Source organism: Desulfonatronovibrio magnus, assembly GCF_000934755.1.
Taxonomy (GTDB): Bacteria; Desulfobacterota; Desulfovibrionia; order Desulfovibrionales; family Desulfonatronovibrionaceae; genus Desulfonatronovibrio; species Desulfonatronovibrio magnus.
The window spans coordinates 1-18,508 of record NZ_KN882189.1; the positions used below are offsets into that span (position 1 = coordinate 1).

Annotated in this window: 14 protein-coding genes; 2 read left to right on the forward strand and 12 right to left on the reverse strand. The window is 45.1% G+C overall.

Annotated elements, in window-relative coordinates; all coding sequences use genetic code 11:
- Both LZ23_RS21240 and LZ23_RS21250 read left to right on the forward strand, forming a co-directional pair.
- A partial coding sequence (locus tag LZ23_RS21240; RefSeq protein ID WP_045217495.1) for a serine-rich family protein occupies positions 1-1,008 on the forward strand: 1,008 nt, incomplete at its 5' end.
- Between the two features lie 219 nt (positions 1,009-1,227).
- Positions 1,228-1,833, forward strand: coding sequence for a hypothetical protein (locus LZ23_RS21250; RefSeq protein WP_157493418.1), 606 nt, complete (start codon positions 1,228-1,230; stop codon positions 1,831-1,833).
- Positions 1,834-1,896: 63 nt separating this feature from the next.
- On the opposite strand, the gene LZ23_RS23075 is transcribed toward LZ23_RS21250, so the two are convergent.
- From LZ23_RS23075 to LZ23_RS23085, 12 genes are all read right to left on the reverse strand, one after another.
- On the reverse strand, positions 1,897-2,622 hold the full coding sequence (locus LZ23_RS23075) for a class I SAM-dependent methyltransferase (RefSeq protein ID WP_052507592.1): 726 nt from the start codon (positions 2,620-2,622) through the stop codon (positions 1,897-1,899).
- On the reverse strand, positions 2,619-3,836 hold the full coding sequence (locus LZ23_RS21260; protein WP_045217501.1) for a phenylacetate--CoA ligase family protein: 1,218 nt from the start codon (positions 3,834-3,836) through the stop codon (positions 2,619-2,621). Before LZ23_RS21260 ends, LZ23_RS23075 begins: the two co-directional genes overlap by 4 nt.
- A 299-nt stretch (positions 3,837-4,135) precedes the next feature.
- Complete coding sequence (locus LZ23_RS21270; RefSeq protein WP_045217504.1) at positions 4,136-5,143, reverse strand: lysylphosphatidylglycerol synthase transmembrane domain-containing protein; 1,008 nt, start codon at positions 5,141-5,143, stop codon at positions 4,136-4,138.
- The gene (locus LZ23_RS21275) at positions 5,140-6,435 is read right to left on the reverse strand and encodes a phenylacetate--CoA ligase family protein (RefSeq protein WP_157493420.1); all 1,296 of its coding nucleotides are present in this window, start codon (positions 6,433-6,435) and stop codon (positions 5,140-5,142) included. The genes LZ23_RS21270 and LZ23_RS21275 overlap by 4 nt, the downstream gene beginning before the upstream one ends.
- Positions 6,436-6,775: 340 nt before the next feature.
- On the reverse strand, positions 6,776-7,306 hold the full coding sequence (locus tag LZ23_RS23080; RefSeq protein WP_052507593.1) for a GNAT family N-acetyltransferase: 531 nt from the start codon (positions 7,304-7,306) through the stop codon (positions 6,776-6,778).
- A 3-nt stretch (positions 7,307-7,309) separates the two neighbouring features.
- Positions 7,310-8,074 (reverse strand): SDR family NAD(P)-dependent oxidoreductase, encoded by a 765-nt coding sequence (locus LZ23_RS21290; RefSeq protein ID WP_045217510.1) that lies wholly within the window; start codon positions 8,072-8,074, stop codon positions 7,310-7,312.
- Positions 8,075-8,079: 5 nt separating this feature from the next.
- Positions 8,080-9,135 carry a ketoacyl-ACP synthase III gene (locus LZ23_RS21295; RefSeq protein ID WP_045217512.1) on the reverse strand — a complete coding sequence of 352 codons (1,056 nt, stop codon included), beginning with the start codon at positions 9,133-9,135 and terminating at the stop codon, positions 8,080-8,082.
- Positions 9,135-9,365, reverse strand: coding sequence for an acyl carrier protein (locus LZ23_RS21300; RefSeq protein ID WP_045217514.1), 231 nt, complete (start codon positions 9,363-9,365; stop codon positions 9,135-9,137). The genes LZ23_RS21295 and LZ23_RS21300 overlap by 1 nt, the downstream gene beginning before the upstream one ends.
- Complete coding sequence (locus LZ23_RS21305) at positions 9,355-10,323, reverse strand: glycosyltransferase family 2 protein (RefSeq protein ID WP_045217516.1); 969 nt, start codon at positions 10,321-10,323, stop codon at positions 9,355-9,357. The genes LZ23_RS21300 and LZ23_RS21305 overlap by 11 nt, the downstream gene beginning before the upstream one ends.
- Before the next feature lie 482 nt (positions 10,324-10,805).
- On the reverse strand, positions 10,806-12,800 hold the full coding sequence (locus LZ23_RS21310; protein WP_157493422.1) for a hypothetical protein: 1,995 nt from the start codon (positions 12,798-12,800) through the stop codon (positions 10,806-10,808).
- A gap of 383 nt (positions 12,801-13,183) precedes the next feature.
- Entirely contained in the window at positions 13,184-13,894 is a 711-nt protein-coding gene (locus LZ23_RS21320) for a LamG domain-containing protein (protein ID WP_198146071.1), read from the reverse strand.
- Between the two features lie 73 nt (positions 13,895-13,967).
- Complete coding sequence (locus LZ23_RS23085) at positions 13,968-18,506, reverse strand: glycosyltransferase (protein WP_052507594.1); 4,539 nt, start codon at positions 18,504-18,506, stop codon at positions 13,968-13,970.
- Positions 18,507-18,508: the final 2 nt, after the last annotated feature.

The following is an 18,508-nucleotide window of genomic DNA, read 5'->3' on the forward strand; positions in this document are numbered from 1 at the left end:
TATGGCCCCTGGAGCGACGGCATGAGCTTCAACCTGACCAGCGGCAACCTACCGGGCAAGGCCACTCTTGTATCTCCCAGCGGGAGCATCAGCAACAGTCAGCCCACATATACCTGGAATGCCGTGAGTAATGCCACCTGGTATCATCTGTGGGTCACAGATTCATCCGGCAACCGCATTAACCAGTGGTACAGCGCCTCTGCAGTCAACTGCAGTTCCGGGAGCGGTACATGCTCTATCAGGCCTTCGGTGACTTTAAGAGCCGGCAGCGGAACCTGGTGGATAAGGACATACAATGATAACGGTTATGGCCCCTGGAGCGACGGCATGAGCTTCAACCTGTCAGGAACAACAGGAGGCTGGACCCAGAACTTCACCTCCACCCCCACGGGCTGGCAGCAGGATGCCGGTTCCTGGAGTGTGGTCAGCGGAAGGTACTGGTATACTGAAGGCAGAAGTGTGGGCTTAAGTAACACATCAACGTATAACCAGACTTATACAGATGTGGATTTTTCTGCAAAACTCTGGAGGAACGGGGATGACAGCAGTTCCAACAGGATTTGGGTCAGGGCAAGTGGTTCAATCTTATCCAATGGGTACTTCAGCAACGGTTATTATTTTCAATATACCAGAAATGGAAGCGTTAGTGTATGGAAACGCGTAAATGGAAATGAGACAGCTGTTAAAAACTGGTCCAGTTCATCTGCAGTTAATACAGGGTCAGCATGGAATGTACTCAGGGCAGTCGTACAGGGTGACAGAATGTCGTTTTATGTTAACGATATACTGGTCTGGAGCGGCAGAGACAGCAGTTTATCTTCTGGGAAAGTTGGTGTGGGTATGCATTTTTACAGATCTTCTACAGGCAATGCCTTGTGGGTTGACTGGGCGAAACTTTCCATACCTTCGCTTACGTTAGGTTCTGAAAGTGTAATTTATGAAGAGAAAAAGCAAAATATTAATGGCAGGGATGAAACAATGGGTCACTCCGGCGGTGTGGTTGACTAAAAGAAGTTATGAGAGGCGCTGAGAACATCTCTGCGCCTCCAGCCACATTTTGAAGAATCGGCTGGATCCGTAAGGACTAAACGTTCCCAGGCTGGAGACTGGGAACGAGGGGTATAAGTTACTCGCAGGCTCCGTCCCGGACCGCCCGGGTGAGGAGCTTCTAAGCGTGTAATATATAACAGCTTATAGAAATCTTGATGGTAAGAGGAGCATAAAGATTTGAAAACAATGGAATCCGGTAAAGCCATGAAAATATTACTCCTGCTAACAATAATTACAGCTACATCATTTTTCCTGACCGGTTGTGCTGAGCAAGGTGCGAATACTTTGGAAACTGTTGAGCAAAGTGAAAACCGGGGGTTATTAGAAGCTCCTGATAAAGGGCCAGCGACCGATTATGGATATAATGCTGGTCCGACTAATGATAAGCATGGGATGAAAGAGATGGAAGAAACACCTCCATACCAGGATCCTGCAGTCAACGATGATCATACGGGGTTTAGTGACGAGCATGCCGAATTGATGGAAAAAGCGGAAAAGCATGGGCGAATCCCGATTATTGTTCATTTAAGAATACATGACACTCCCCCTGGTATTGAAGTTTCTGATGAAGATAAAGGGAAGATCATAGTTAGAACACAGGAGCAGGTGATTAATCGTCTGCTGGAATCTCGTGCTGACAGCGGTGAAGATTTGAGCATAAAAACCTTCATGGTAACCCCTGCTTTTGCTATGCAGGCAGGCAAAGAGGAGATTAAAGAGCTTATCACTTACCCTGAAGTTGAATATTTATCCGAGGATACACTTGATGCTCCGGGAGGTTAGCGATACAGCCTGTGCTAAACCCACCATGATTACAATGAAATTCAACTGCAGGACTAAGCATTTTTAGCGCGAGTTCGTATACAAGGCCCAGTTGTATTGGGAATTGAGGCACTTGACTTCTTTGATGAGGGATACAAAGCCGGCCTGGCGGAAAGTGGCGGCCACATAGTCCAGATGGTACAGGTAGAGTATGTAGATGGGGCGGGGGTGGGCCTGCAGTGATTGTTTTATATTGTTCAGAACTGGAGCAAGCACCTCGGGCAGGAAGGGATGATAGAAATGAAAGACCGTGGGAACAGGAGGTGGAGTGTAGTCTAAAGCGTTTACGAGGTTAAGCTCAAAATTGGAACATTTCTGTCGGGGATTTTTATAGGCCTGGATGTTTTTCTTTGCAATGGCGTGGAGATCCGATGATATCTCCACGCCAATTATTTTTTTAAAGGGGAAAGTTGAGGCGGTGAGCATAACTCTTCCCTTGCCGGATCCGTAGTCCACAAAGGTGAATTCTGGATGGTTTACAGGCAGGGACTGAAGCATATATCTGGTAACTCCCTCTGGTGCCGGGAGATAGACTATGGCGTTGGAACTGGATTTGACATCGGATATTGACAGCTTTGACGTGGAAATGAGCCCTGTGGTGTCTGTTCCGTATTTGCGGTCAAAGGATCTGTCGCTGCCTGGCATGTATCCCAAAAGATAGATGAGGATGTAGCGCAGGGACAGGATGGGTCCGATCATGACTAATGAATCCTTGATGATGGCGAGTTTTTCTTTCCAGGTATAGTTCATGGAGTTATTCCTTTTGACTGGTTGACTATGAGTTTGTACTTTCCTGATTTTTCCGGATTAATCAGAGGTTCTTCTTTAAAAACCAGGCCGGGGAGCATTTCATCAGGGAGCCTGGCTTGCACAGCCTGCCTGAGATGATTATCATTGATGCCGGTTTCTTTGGTGTAGCGAAACACAAAGCTTTGCAGACTGATCTGCACAAACTGGAATTGCTTGAGTCCACTGATGGAATTAAGTTGCAGGGCATGCATGTATGAAAATGTTTTACCTCCCGGCAGCATAAGTACATCGCTTGATCTTCCGTCTATGGATTTGAAATGGCGGAATTTGACCGGGCATTCATGGTTGTCGGGTGCCATGGTAATCCGGTCTCCAATCCGGTACCGGATGATGGGGGTTACATGGCGTTCAAGAGTGGTAATCAGGATATTCCCCTGAGAAGCAGGCTGATCATGGTCATTGACAACTTCAAGAATAAATGAATCTTCGTTGAAATAGTACAGACCGCAATGGGGGCAGTGTTGACCCAGCCAACCGCATTCTATGGGGCCATATATATCAACACATTTGCCTCTGAATACCTCTTGAATGAGCGCTTTCATATTGGGAAGCAAGGGTGAACCACAGGTGGCAATCAGTCTTACAGGAGGGTAGACAATGCCGTTGTTGCGCGCCCACAATGCAAGGGTATGGAGCATGTCTGTAGGGCAAAAAAGCAAGTCAGGCCTATGTTTTTGTATGAGTCTGCTTTGTTCATCCAGGGGGGCTGTTACGTTAATAAGCTTTTTTTGAGAGTTGATGATTTTTTGCAAAGGGCTGTCAGCCTCAGATTTATCCTCGCTCCAGATAATGACAGTCTTCCACCAGGGTTTCCAGCCATGAATCTGAAAGAAGCGAAGCTGCTGGAGTTGTACTATTCGAAATTCTCTGAGTGAGACATTTACGGTTAATGGAACACCGCTGCTGCCACTCGTGGACAGGGAAATTAAGTTTTGATCCGCAATATTCCTTTTGGAGCGCATTTGAGGTGACACAGACCTGAAATCGAATGGATCTGTTACTGGAACTTTATGCAAAGTGTCCAGGCTGACACTGCGCGGACTGGTAATTCTTTCAAGATAGAACGGTGATAAATGATTGCGCATGAGAGTATGCAGTTTATTGTTCTGCAGGCGAGTCAATTTTGCGCGTGGAGAGTATGGTAGCTTGCGCATTAAGTAATATGCTGAGATAAGGTTTAGCATGATGTTTGAATCCAAATATTATCAGGCGCTTAGTACAAATTTCAAGCCAACATGTTGGTCGTTGCGGCAATTGTAAGTGGAGTCTGTATCCTGCCGGATGTTTTTAAAAAAAGGCCTGCTGGAAGCAGGCCCCACTTTACAAAGGGCAGCAGGAAACAGGCACCCAGCCCTTGTTTTTTTGTTGATTTAAAAAACAGACTTAATAAAACAAGGACTGTAAGAGTCAGTCCCGGTGCCACATGCAAATGGCCAGCCTGTTACAATGATTGTCATTTCTGTTTAAACAAAATATTATATCCCAGCAGGATAAAACCACCCATAACAGTTGATGTCAAGAGGCAGGCCAGTCCTGCAAAAGATGCTGCCAGTGCTATTTCGCTTTTTATGCCAAACAGGCCTAGCAAAAGAATATGCGCTCCCTCCCTGACTCCAAGAGTACCAAAAGACACTGGCAAAGAAAAAAGTATTGTAGCCATGGTCCAGACGAAAAAGTGAGCAATGAATGGGATATGTGCCCCAAAGGAGAGCAGTAAAAAATAACCACCTGTGCTTATTAGTATACGGTTTAAAAAGGTAAAGCTTAGAAGAATAAAAATATTGCAAAGCTTAAAAAAAGGTTTGGTCAGCTCAGTCAGGCTCAGGCTGGTAATGCGCGCTGAGTTGACTCCTGGGATTTTACATATAACTGCCTGGGCCATACTCAGGAGTCTCTGGCGCAAATTATTCAGGATGGAGCGTTTTGACAGCAAATAAAGGCAGCACATCAAGAGGGGCAATATAATTGTAACCACAACTACGACAGGATAAAAGTAGTTGTTAATGGCACCAAGCATTTGATGGTCAACAACATGAGGGACAACAAACGCGTATATCAGGATAACAAAAATTACACTGTCTAACAGGATGTATAGTTTTTCTCCAAGAACCGCCACAGCATTTTTTTCATAGTTTCCGGAGTCCCTGCCGGCAGCTATAGCACGGTATATGTCTGCTCCCACCCCACCAGGCACGAAATATCCTGCAAAGATTCCTTCCCAGTAATATCTCAGAAGCCTTGGATAAGGCATTCTGATTCCATAAAAATATCTGAGAATAAATTTCCACCTGAGGGCGGAGCACAGTATAAAAAGTATATAACCAGTAATAAATGACAGAAAAAGATACTTGAGGTTGATGGCAACAAGAGCATTAAGAAGTAAAGAAAAGTCTACATGATAAAATATTATTCCCAGGAGAACAACTGGAATGATGATTTTGACAAAGCTGTTCAGGTTCATGATTTGACTTTGGAAATCAGCATGCGCAGCTTTCCATTGGGATCAGGGGGGATGTTATCTGTAAATTCAATTTTGTATTCAATTTTATTGGAAACATGATTCCTGAAGCCTTGCAGTACTTTTTGATGCAACTCTGGCAAGTCCACACCCTGAAGGGCGGCGATGATGATTCTTACCAGATCAAAATTCTCCTGAATTACCCTGTACTGGAGTATGCCGGGGATATCTTCCATGACCACCTCTATCATGGGTCCTGCACAGCTGGTTCCATCCCTGAAGCGCAGCAGGTCGTCGGTGCGGCCGATGATTTTTTTGATGCAAGGCAGATTGTCACGGTACTCCGCTTCCATCTGGTCACCCAGCTTGTAGCGAATGAGCGGGATGGACCTTATATGCAGGTCGGTTATCAGTGCAGTGCCCTTTTTGCTGTTACGGCCATTTCGGTCAACCACTTCAAGTATATCCCAGTCGTTATGTACATGAAAATACTGATCATTGCTGATCCTGCGCCAGGCCACATTGCTCAGTTCCAGGGATCCGTAACAGTCAATAAGGCTGTCCGGCCCGAAAGCCTGCTGCAAAAGAGACAGGGAGACAGGATCAAGGATTTCTCCAACTGAGGCGCAAATCATGGGCCTGGGAATGTTGATCCTGTTTTTGCAGATGTGCATGGCCATCTGAACAAGGTGTGATTTGTTGGCGTAAATGACCTGGGGCTTGAGGGTGATGATTTTGTCCACCAGCATATCTGTAGGGTCGGCAAAAGAGGCCATATGTCTTTTCATAATGCCGAGAGACTGCAAAAGGGTATCCTGGCCCCGGATATGTACAGGAGAAGCCACCCATAACATTTCGTGCCAGGGGCGGTAACCATTCAATATAAGAACCCGCATGAACTTGGCCAGCATATAGGCCCGGTCATCCCATGACCTGTATATCTGCACTGGCTGACCTGTGCTGCCGCTGGTGGCATCCCTGAAGCAGTTCTGAAACTGGTCGGGGCAGCTTTGAACAATGCTTTTGGTCAGTTCCTTGTAGTCCTGACGGGTCAGGACGGGAAGTCGTTCTAAAATATTTAAAGATTTTACTGACCAGGGATCTATGCCTGCTGACTTTATTCTCTTTCTGTAAAAATCAAAATTATTACTTGCGTAGGAAAGTAACCGGCGCAGCCTGTTAAGCCGCAGTTCATGCAGCCTGTGCTCAGCCAGCCCGGTGCTTGTCAGCATGCGGGTAAGCTTTGAGGCAGTGTTTATGTTGACCAGGGATTTGTTGATTTGGGAGAAATTCATGTTTTTATGGATGGTGGAAGTTATGTTGAGAGTTCAAAGTTCCTGGTCCTTTGTTTCTGGTTGAAAAAAATACTGTGCCTCTGTGGTGGAAAATTTTTTTTATTAACCACAGAGACGCAGAGAGCACAGAGAAGAGGCAGGCAAGCAGGGCACATGCATTCCTGGCCTTACTTATTATTCAATCTTTCTGTAATCTCTGTGCCTCTGTGGTGGAAAATTTTTTTTATTAACCACAGAGACGCAGAGAGCACAGAGAAGAGACAGGCAAGCAGGGGTACAGGCACTCCGGGTGAATGCTTTCCAGGCTGAAAGCCGTGCTTTTGCAATTGGCTAACTATTATCATTTATCAAGTATTTTTTTGAATTTTGCAAAGTTCTTAAAAAACCTTTCTTTTGTAAGTATATAAAGGCGTTTACCAGGCGCTTCATACTGCTCTGTGGGGACGTAGCCCAGGGACTTATTGAAACGTATGGCCCGGGTGTTGTCATCAAGAATGCAGGCATGCAGGGTTTCGAGATTTAAATCCATGAATCCGAAGCGGTTTCTGAGAAAAACTATAGCGTATGGGTACAAAGTGTGATGTATGCTTGCGTCATGTAAAAAAATTCCGCCTTCCGCTGTCTTAGAAGCATGGTCGATCTTCTTAAGTTCGGTCATGCCCACGGGCTTGTTGTTTATGTTAATGATGAAGTAGGCGTTGTTGGGATTGTTAATGGACTGAAACCATTTTTCCTGCATTTCCCTGGTTATATGATCACGAAAGTGCATAAACTTAGAAACGCGCGGATCATTTCTCCAGCATCGCACCATTTCAATATCACAGTGTTTAATCGGCTCAAGGGTGACGCCGTATCCCTGCAATGTATTCATAGTCTACTGTGCTGTATAGCCCCCATCTACGGGAATATTGGCGCCGGTGATCCAGCGGGCTGCGTCTGACATAAGAAAGACGCATGCGTGGGCAACATCCCGGGGATGGCCAAGGCCAAGTGCATACCCTTTCTGTCTTTCTGATATCTGCTCCGGGGTCATTTTGCTTAACATATCTTCTAACATGGGGGTCTTAATGAGGCCGGGAGAAACACAATTAACCCTGACCTTTCTGGAAGCAAGTTCCATGGCCATGGAACGGGCGGCAGAAACAAGGGCTCCCTTGGTGGCACAGTACCCTGTAAGCCCGGGCTTGCCAACGGAAGCCATGGTGGAGCTGATAAAAACAAGACTGGAACCACCATGGGGAATATATTTTCTGTGAGTTGCAAGTCTTGCTATCTCAAGCCCTGCAAAAACATTAATTTCAAAAAGTTTGCGATATTTTTCAGTATTCATCTGGTTCAAGGCGCAGGTCATCTGCATGCCTGCAGCATGAATAAATCCATGGACCTGCTGAACTTCTTTGAAAACTTCTTTAAGAGATGCAGCACACTGATCAATTTGCGATAGATCTAAGGACAGGGCAATATGATCATTGTCAGGCATTTCATCAATGGCTGAGAGAAGTTTCGTGCTGCTTCTCGCTATGACAATGACCCTGGCTCCTATTTCGGCACACTCAATGGCGCATTGTCTGCCTATTCCGGAGGAGGCTCCACTAATGAGGATGTTTTTGTTATCTAAGCTGAAAGGGTGTTGTTCCACGCCGATTATACCTCAACTGGCCGGGATATAAGTGGACTGTTCATGGTGATGAGGGCTGAGCCTATGGACAGGCCGACTCCGAATCCAGAAATTACCACTTTAGTATCCTCTGAGAGCCTGTCCCGTAGTTCAGTGGAAATGGTCAGAGGAATTGACACAGAGCTGGTGTTGCCGAATCGGTCAAGATTTGAGGGCACCTTATCTGAATTGAGCTTGAGCTTTTTGATGAGATAGTTATTCATGGCCTGGTTGGCCTGATGAAAGACAAACCAGTCAACATCATCTTTAGAAAGTTCAGCCGTGGAGAGAATTTTTTTGACATGTGCAGGTACCTGAGTGATGACAAATTCAAATACTCCAAGACCATTCATAACAGCCTGCTCATCGTTTCTAATGCTTCCATCCTCAAATGTACGCTCCAGCAAAGATTCCGGAGTGCTGGGGTGTCTGTACCCGCCTGACTTAATCATAATATAGTCATACCTGGAACCGTCAGAATCCATGAGAAACCAGGAAGGGCCATAATGCTCGCCTTTTTCAATTATCAAGGCTGAGGCCGCATCTCCAAACAAAAAACCTGTCTGGCGATCTTTGAAAGAATAAGCCTTTGTCCTGGTTTCGGCATTGACAAGCATAACCTTATTGACTCCGGGCTGGACCCCAAGTGCATAAGCAAGGTTCAGCCCATAGACGAAACCTGAACAACCCAGGTTGACATCAAAGGCAGCGCAGCTTTTGGACAGCCCCAGTCTGTGCTGAAGAATGATACCCGTAGCGGGCATTTTATAATCAGGTGTCTGGGAAACAAAGATGAGAAAATCTATGCTGCTGCGGTTCGTGCCGGTATCTGCCAGGGCTTTTTCAGCAGCAGCCATTGCCAGGTCTGAGGCGCAGGTATTTTCATCCGCAACCCTGCGTTGTTTTATGCCGGTGCTGTCAGCAATTTTTGCAGCTTCATCGGTATTAAAGTGATCGTTGTCAGTGTAATTATTATACACCTGGGCTGGTACAGCAACAGATACAGCCTGTATTCCGACATTATTGTAGTGTGTTGAAGCCATCAGCCGGCCTGAACCTTCTGAATATACCCGGCAATGTCATTGATGGTTTTCATTAGTTGAAAGTCCTCTTGTCTCATGGTGACATCAAATTCCTCATCAATTTTGGTGACAAGGGATATATATGCAAGGGAATCCCATTCTTCATAATTTCTGAATTCATCATCGGGCTTGATCTCGCCAGGTTCTTTTTCCAGAATCTCTTCAAAAAACTCAATTAGTTTATCGCTCATTGGCTTCTCCTTTTGAGCATTGCTTTTCAGCTGAAGCTGTAGTTGCGCGGATGAAATATAAAGGACTGCCCCGTACCTCTTTGAGCACCATGAACAGGTATTCGCCGATTACACCGAGGGCAAAGAGTATCACTCCTGAGAAGAAGGTCAAGAGCAGGATAATGGTGGTCCAGCCCGGCACATGAATGGCCCCCAGCAGATAGCGCAAAAAATAAAAAATCATAAGAGCCAGGCTTAAACCCGAGGCAGCAAGGCCTGTCAAAGAGACCAAACGCAGCGGCAGCATGCTGGCATGACAGATATTGTCAAAAGCAAGTCTGAACTGCTTGCGCAGGGTATAGTTGGATTTTCCAGCCCTTCTTGAGGCGTGCTCCAGCGTGATATTCATGACTCGCCGGGTACTGCTGAAGATCAGCATGGCCAGGGAAGGGTTTAGGATATTATGTGCGCAGACAGCATCAACAAGTTTTCTGCGCATGGCCCGAAAGCCTGAAGAGCTAATGCCTTTGGGCATGTTGAAGGCGGACTGGTTCAGGCGGTTAATGATTCTTGAGCCCAGGTTGCGGTACAGGGAGTGTTTTTTGCTTTCAAAGACACCCAGGACACAATCCATTTCAGGATTGTTATTCAAGGCATCAATAAGAAGAAGTATCTGATCCGGACGATGCTGAAAGTCATCGTCCATGGTTACTACTATATTTCCCTGACTGTGTCTCAGGCCGCAGAGGGTAGCCCTGATCTGACCCTCGTTGTTCATGAGCTGAAAACCGCGAACAGCCGTGTTGTTCTTAGCTATATCCTTGATGACCTGCCATGAATTATCTGGAGATGAGTCATCAATCAAGATAATCTCGTGGCTTAATGAATGATTCTCTAATACCTGGGATACTTCTTGAATCAACTCTTCAAGCCATGGAGCAGATCTGTATACCGGGATGACTATGGATATTTCTGGCATTGTATCGGAGTTTGAAGCTCGAAGTTTGAAGCTCAAAGCTTAAAGTTGAAGTTGGTATGAATAAGTTGGTTTATTAGCTTATGGCGATGCAGATTGCAAGTTGTCACTTCCAAGGTTGCTGGGTGCTATGTCCTACATTAATTTAAACAGGGGACAGGGTGCAGACTTTATCTGAAAGTAGAAAGTGCTGTGAACAATTGCAAATTATATTGCATATGACCGGACAGTGGGCAAGCTGTTACGGAGGGAGCATTACGCGTTTCTGACAACTGAAAAAATTAATGTGCTTGTAACAGCTTTTTTTGGGTTAAAAGCGGTTTATCATGGCTTGGCACGGCTTCCTGCCCGGAGGCTTACAGCCCGGAGGGGGACTGTCCCTGGCTTCGGGACTGTCCCCTATCTGGTTTTCAGAAACGGGCAATGCTCCCGTTAGGGATGCTGGTAAAAGAACGGACAAATTTACATATTTCCTGGAGCCATTGTTAATAACATTCATAGCTTATATAGTAAATTTCAATGTCAGGACCTCTGCCGGAACGAAAAGCCTTTATTAAAGGACAGGATATCAGTTTGTCAAAGTGATCAATGTTTTTTTTCAGTTCTTCACGGAGATGCTCGGGTATGCTGCTCGGATCTCTTGATAAAAACCTGTTGTAAATTGCCGGTGAAGTAACGTAATAGTATCCGGTTTCGCGCCAGTGTTCCGGGATATGGAGATGTCTTCTGACGCCTTTGACCTGTTTGACTCCAATATTGTTCAGGTAATAATCTTCAAGATAGGTTTCAAATAAATAATTTAAATATTGATTCTGACTTCTGTTATACATGAAGTATCTGGAAACTCTTTTGGACTCCTGGATGTTTTCAGGGTCATATACCTTTGGCGTAAAATGATTGTACATGCTTTCACCTTCAAGTGCGATATATCCGCTTTCAATAAGGTTCTTTTCTATCCACTTTTGAGCCATATCTTTATTGGTTTCTTCCCATTTATAAATATTCACATACTGATTAAAACCAGGAAGAATGAGTACGTATACAGATAAAGCAATAGTTCCGGCGACAGTAATTGATTTTAATATATTCTTTATCTGTGTGTAATAGTAATTAGGGATGCTGTTGATCAGTTCAAATAGCAAGGACATAAAACCGGCAATAGATAAAAGGGCCAGAAACCGGACCAGATTGAAAGCAGGGGCGAACCAGTAAAATGTAATTTCTGAAGAAATCAGGTAGGGCAAGGTCAATAGACTGAGCATGAAAAGGCCTGGGATTACTGCGTGAATAAATCTCCAGGTAAAAAAAATAAAAAAAAGTGATAAAAGGACAGGTAAACCACAGCTGGATTTAAATATTGCAGCAATGGCCATCAGTCTTTCGGGTACTGAATGTACGTAGGTTTTTCCCCAGTTGAATCTGGCAATATCACCCTCAGTTCCCATGAAGAAAATAGCCTTGATGAACTCCATCCATTGTGCGTATGGTTGAAACAGGTTTAGAAAAAGAATAAAAGTAAGGATAATACCTGCAAGGTGTGTCCAGGAAATGGTCTTGTCATATTTTCTATAGACGCAGTAAGCAATGAGAAAAAGGAAAATCGGCAGAGCTGATATTTTAGAACAGATTGCTCCGGCCACTGCTATGGCCATCAGGTACATATAAATTTTTCTGTTGCTCTGAATGCCGCAGAACACTGCCATGGCTACAAAGAATCCAACCAGATAGTCAGACCTTAAATAGTTGGCGTAATAGACATTGTCAGGACTGAAAAAACAGACCAATAGAAAAAGTAAAATCAGCCATACAGGAACGGAACACTTCCTCGCTGTCTGAGCATACAAAAAAACCGCTGCTATGCCTAAGACAGAAAACACGTACCTGGCCACCAGCACAAAATATCCGTTGTAAAATACCTGCATGGCATACTCATCAAGAGATGCGAAGTAGCCTCCTAAAATGGGAAATATGGCCAGAAGCATGTAGGCAATATACAAAATGTACATGCCAAGGCTACCGTAACCAAACCAGTTAGGATTATAATCACCTCCAAAAAAACCTATTGAATACATGAATAAGGCTTTTTCATCCACTCTTACTCCAAAATAGTCCCAGATGGTGTATGTCTGGATCAGGGCCATGGCGAGCACAATGAAAACCGTTAGAATTGATTTCAAGAACCAGGGGGAGTATACGGCAAGAATACTGCTGTCACATGTTCGCATATGGGTGATTTGGTCTAGAATTTTAGCGTAAGTATTGCGCAGATAGCTTATTATATTGTTGAAATATACAAAAAAAAGAACCATAATTAATAAGGTAGCACCTGAATGAATCAGCAGCGGAGTCCAATGGGTGGAAATGATTATCTCGTTTTCCTGAATTCTTGAACTAAATAGCATATACCTGGTGTGCATCAGATATATTATTGTGGATAAACCCAGGATTATGGGCATAAGAATAAGTCGTAAGTGTTTCATATTATTCTGTGAGTACTGATAATGTGACATGGAGAGCATTAAGCGTTGCCGATAAGCCGTGCCATATTCAAAGGCCTAACCCGGGATACTCCCGCAACCCAAGTGTGAAGAGGTATTTTGCCAGGCGCTAAGCCTTGAACTTGGCCGGAACAGTTTATTGTTTTTTGCGACAGCATTTGAGCGGTAAGTCACCAGGCTTTTTCCTCGACCCTGCGCGGAAAAAGAGGCCCCTTCCGGGCAACTGACTGCTGAGCCTTTGTAAAGTGGGGCCTGCTTCCAGCAGGCCTTTTTTAAAAACAGCCGGCAGGATGCCGGCTCCACTTACAATAGCCGTGACGACCAACATGTTTGTTTGAAATTTGTGGTAAGTTGCTAATCTGTTGCTATCTGGATAATATTTCCGGATGCTCAAAGTAGTCTCCATAGCTTTGAACTTGAGAAGGTGGTATGAATTTCCATGAGCCAACAGGTTTGACTTTAACTTTGCCAGCTGGTTGTCCATAGATTATTGTTGCCAATACATCCTGAGAAAGTGCTTGATCCCATATTCTCACCTCTGCAATAGTAGTATGCAGGCATTGAGATCGTTGTCTGAGCATGGTCAGAGGACTGTCAGTTTTCACGGCCCTGGGAAAAGGACTAAATCTTTGCTCAGCTTTGATTTTTCCATTAACGTAGATTTTTAATGTTCTTTGTTGGTAACTACGGACTGCAGTTATTCTGACCCAGGTATTCAGGGGAAGCAGTTCTTCTGGATTCCAGGCAACCTGATTAACCGCAGAGCCGTCGCCATAGTACCAGCGTCCGTTTAACCTGTCCTTAATCCTCAGTGTAAATTCGCTTTGGTGGTAGGAGCTTTCTTTTGAGATGATTGCGGCCCAGTCGTCAGGATACTGGTGAAGTTTAATATACATATCAATGGTTAAATCTCCGGTCAGATCCAGAAGTGGATCAGATTTTATTCTGATCCACTGATCCTTAAAAGTTATTCCTTCCAGGGGAACTGCTTTCTCAGTGGTGCATCCGATGGCAGTCATTAGATAAAATATCAGACAGACTGTTGAAATAATTTTGAGTGATAAAGGTTGATTCATGACAAGCATAAAGCTCCAGGCTTCGATTTGTTTTTTTATTTACAAACGGGTATTGTCCCGTCATGTTGAAGGTTTAGCTGTTACTCCTGGTTGACATCCATTTACGTATATTCTGGATGTCCCAGTTTGTCATGGACAGGTTTAAGGCATGAAAATTATTTTTTACAATATTTTCAGCTTGTTTCCTGGATTTATTGTCCAAAGGGCACCATTCGCCTCTGCTTCCAAAATGATTTTGAAGGTTGATGCAGCAATTTTCAAGGGTTTCAATGCTTGTTTTCAGAATTAAATTGTCAAGCAATACTAAAGTTTTTAAAGGGCGCACCTCCGGCACGTATACTTGCCAGTCCTCCAGAACCAGAGGGGAATCAACTAACAGTATATCAGCTGATATATGTTCTCCACAAACTCCGACAATGAAGTTGTGGCCATCAATTCTTTCCCTGATCCTGGAATGAAGATGCAGCCTGTTGGCGTGACCATAAGCATACATTGGAATAAGGGCTGTACTGAGTCCTAAATTAACCAGGTCAGCAAAAGTTTTAATCCGGTCAAGTCCGATATTGAGGAGGCGAAAGTCTGAAGCCCAGGCAATATCAACATTAATAACCCGGGATTTATCCCTGTCAGGGAGCATGATAGAGGGCACCGGAAAGGGACGTTCTGTTTCAAAGAATGGATACTTTAATTCAAAGCTGGTCTTGTGGTGATGAGTGTAGCTTTCAAAATATTCCTTGCGGGCTCCCATGTTATAGCCGGGATAACCTGTCTGGGAGCTTTCTGTTAAAGAACCGGGCAAGACCCTGGCAAAGGAAAGAAGCTTATCAGGCAGCTCTATAATGGCATTTTCGCCGAAACAGATCTTAATTCTTTTCAAGAATTCCGTATCCGCTCCAAACCTGACATTGTCCCAGAAACCCAGCCTGTCCATAACAATCCTGCGTCGGAACATCAGAGATGACAGGTTTATCTGAGAGTAGTATCCTGGATTACCCCGGCGGTAAAACTTAAGGTCATCAAACATTCTGGCCCATATGGAAACGGAGGCAACTGCCTCAGGATGGTTACCCAGGGCCTCATACTGCAGTTCCAGCTTTTGGGGGTGAGACCAGTCATCAGCATCATGACAGGTGACAAGTTCACCAGTGGCAGCCTGAAGTCCGATATTCCGGGCATTGTAAGGGCCCTGGTTTGAGGAGGACTGAATAAGCTTTATCCTCTGATGGTCGGTCTGGTATCTGCGGACGATTTCAACGGTTGAATCTGTGCTGCAGTCGTCAACAATGATGATTTCCAGGTTTTGGCAGGTCTGGGCCAGGACTGAATTTAAGGCGACGGGCAGTGTTGATTCTGCATTGTATACCGGCATGATAACACTTATCAGGGGATGCTCAACCCTGCCACGTTGATCTGGAAAAGATGCAGGTTTTATGTTCGGGCTTAAACCTTCAAAAAAGGTCCTGGCACTGTAGTTGCATCTTATTTTTTCCAGACCTGCAAGCTCAAGGGCTTTATTGATCCAGTCCAGGCGTTTTTCAGCAGTGTGCTCAAGGTGTGTCGCGGCAAGGAACAGTTCCTGGTCAGGGGAGATGTCCAGAGCATTATTTACAGCTCTGTTTCCATTTTCCCAGTCTTTCAGGATACCAAAGCTCTCCGCCTGAAGCACAGTCGCCTTTTTTAAATCCTGGAGGTCTTCTGTCCCGGTTATGAATTTCTGCAGATACTTGAGGCAGGACCGGGCATCAGATGCAGTGCTGCGGTCAGCATGCCACAGAGCCAGTTCCCAGGCTGCAAGTCCGGCCAGATGTTGGTTGTAGCTGTCAGCAGCGAGTCTCCCAAGTTCCTGATAAGCTCTTTGAACAAAACCCAGATTGTTGAGTTTGTGCCTGAGGGACTGGACTGAAGGGTTACGCGTTTCTGAAGGCAATGTCGGGGACAGTCCCGAAGCCGGGGACAGTCCCTGGGATAGATCATTATTTTTGGTTTTTGATCCATATGCCGCTATAACAGAATATGTTCTGCCGAGCTTTTCAGGAACGGATAATGCTTCGGACTGGTCCTGCCTCCTGCAATGCTGGCCAGATTCATCAGAATGCAACCGGTTCTGAGTGCTGATATTCAGCTCACCCCAGGAAGCGGTTTCAAAATCTCCTGATTCAGGGCATAACAAGTCCCGATAAAGATCCAGGTAATCTCTGGTCATCTCTGCCCTGGTTTTAATTTCTATGAATTGAACCTGTCGAGCTGTTTTCCGGTATTCCTTTTTATTTTTAATTATGGACAGCATAGCTTCAAACCATGCCTCAGGGTCTTCCGGGGTGAGGGTCCAGCCCCCTTTGTGCCTTATGATTCTTTCCCCGATTGCCCCAAGGTCCGAACCCAGCACAGGCACTCCATAAGCCCAGGACTCTGTGAGGGCGTGAGAGTAAGTTTCCGGCCAGATGGAAGGCAGAATGGTCAGGGTCGGCCTGACGGCCTTAAAATGCAGTTCAAGCTCTTCACGATCGTAGCTCCCGTAAATATGGGTCGCATGCAGTGTCTGGAATTTCTTTTTGTCATTTCTGCTGAAAAAATTGCCCAGGATGTGAAATCTGAAGGGGCCTGACCTTGCCTGATTTATCCTGATAATATCATGGACAATTAAACATCCCTTGGATTCATTCAAAGCACCGTAATAAAATATGTCGCAGGGCTGATCCTGCCTGTACTCCCTGCAGTATGAATATCTTTGCGGAAAAGACCGGCCGTGTTCAATAATTCTGAATTTTTCGGGTGATGCCTGTGGATAGTTTTTTGTTATGATATCCCGGGTAAGGGAAGAAGTAACCACGTAAGAATCGCAAAGGGAAATTGACCTGGCCACGGAAGAGGACCAGTCATTCCTCAGCAGTGGTCTTAACATTTTGTCTTTTGCAAACCACTTCCGGGAAAGCCGGCAGTCCGGAACGTCATCATGAAAAACACTGCAGTCTCCGCTGCAGAAACGGCCGTTATTAAGCAGGTGGAGACTGGGACATACAGCGGAGTATTCATGAAATGACAAAACCACTGGAATTTTTCTGTTCTTGAAAAAGTCAATAACCCCTGGGCCTGTGCCCAGCAAAACCCTGATATGCACCAGGTCAGGGCTCAAGCATTCGTTAAGATCAATCAGTGCGTTTTGTCTTTCTTCATCAATATTGTTAACCAGGGACCATTCTCTGGAAAAATCATAACGCCCTGCATGGACTGCCTTTTTGTCTCTGTACTCATAAATATTCCATGAGTGTGAACCAGCGTACAATATGTATGCGGTTGCGAGAACACTTATATCTTTAGCAAGATCAGCATTGATTTTCACCATTCCACCAGAACCATCGTGAATTATGAAAAGGATTTTTTCCAGTGGAGCAGGGAGATTTTCTTGTTTATCAGAGGATGCGGCAGGTTTAGTCTGAATGCCTTGCCTCTCTGAGAGGAGACTTTGCATAGCTTCAAAGAAATCTGCCTGAGATGTGCAGCCAGGCTTGATGGCTGAATCACTTAAAAGGAAATGGGAAGGAACCAGAACTCCGGAGTTTTTTGGATCAAACAGGCGGGAATGGCTATTGTTAAGTCTGATTCTGGCCGGTGCATCAGTCTGGTCGGCAAAATTTTTCAATGACTCAGACAGTACCTCAGGGTCGCACATGGCAATGGGGCTCAGGAAAAACAGGAAAGACTGGCTGGACCTTGCTGTAGCGTACTGGCAGGCCCGGGCTGCAGTGATATTTTTTTGGATCTGTATGTATCGAATAAAAATCTGCCGGGAATACTTTGCCAGAATGTTCCTGGGCAAGGATGTGTTATTGTTACATATGAATACTATCTCCGTAAAAGCGGTGAGACCTGCAGAAAGAAGCGAGTTAATAATATTTTCCAGGTCGCAGCCTGCTTGAGTAACCGGGATTATTACTGACAGACCGGGTCTTCTATTGACTTTATACTCAGAAGCAAGGGGACGAAGCTTGTCCCAGGAGACCAGGCCGTCAAATCCTTTCATGAAACGCTTTCTAAAAAGTGCGATGTCCCCAAGATCAGGCCGTTTATCATCCTTTTCCGGATCATACTCTACGAGAGTACATTGGGGATGATACAAGTGCTCTTTGAGAGCTCTGGCAATAACAGTCAGCTCGTTGTCAGCTGCATGGGAATGGTACCCTGGATAAAAAAAATTACCCTGATACAACTTTTTAACCCATTTACTTCTAACCATGCCGAAAGAAGCGATTCTTCCCTGCCATTTACCATCATTGAATGCCAGCAGGGATTTTCCAGAATTTTCCAGGGCGTCATAAGCGCATTTTAGCCACCCTCTTCCCGGCCATGCATCCTGGGCAAGGTAAACAATATATCTTGCAGTTGTCCTCCAAAAAGTTTGATTCAGGGTTTTAATAAACCCCTGACGTATGGTGTCATGGATTATCAGGATGGAACAGCTAATATCCGCTCGGCGCATAAGATGCCTGGAGGTTGACAGGCCTGCCTGGGTATCCGTGCAGGGCATAATTACAGCAATCCCTTCCGGATCCTTGTGGGAAAAGCTTTTTATGTCCTGAACATCGATAGTCCTGATTGATTCTTCTGCAGACATGG